Source organism: Rhodococcus sp. P4_F3_2 (assembly GCF_056401335.1).
On sequence record NZ_JBFUJN010000265.1, the window covers coordinates 1 to 391 of the forward strand.

Annotated in this window: 1 pseudogene; it reads right to left on the bottom strand. The window is 63.9% G+C overall.

The annotated features are described in order from the left end of the window. A pseudogene (locus AC1DWA_RS33665) lies at window positions 1-391 on the bottom strand (carbonic anhydrase); the annotation flags it as partial.

The window sequence follows — 391 nt, forward strand, 5'->3', positions numbered from 1 at the left end:
TCGGACCGCGGCGGGATGCCGGCGAGTACCGAGGTGAGCTTGGGCAGCACCAGGAAGGTGCACGACCCTTCGACCAGCACCCGCCACTTCCCGGAATCCTTGTCACCCAACTCTTCTGCCGTGACCGATGCGCGGATGACACGCCACACCAGGAGGGCGATCGCCAACGCCAATCCGATCAGCACGCCCTCGAGCAGGTTCAAGAACACGACGCCGACCACTGTGATGCCGTACACCCACAGATCACCGGTCCGTCGCGCCAACCGAATGTGCGCCAGCTTGACCAGTTGGATACCGATGACGATCAACAGTCCGGCAAGCGCAGACTTCGGAATCTGCTGCACCAACCCGGCCAGCGCGGCCGAGAACAGCAGGATCCACGGGCCGTGCA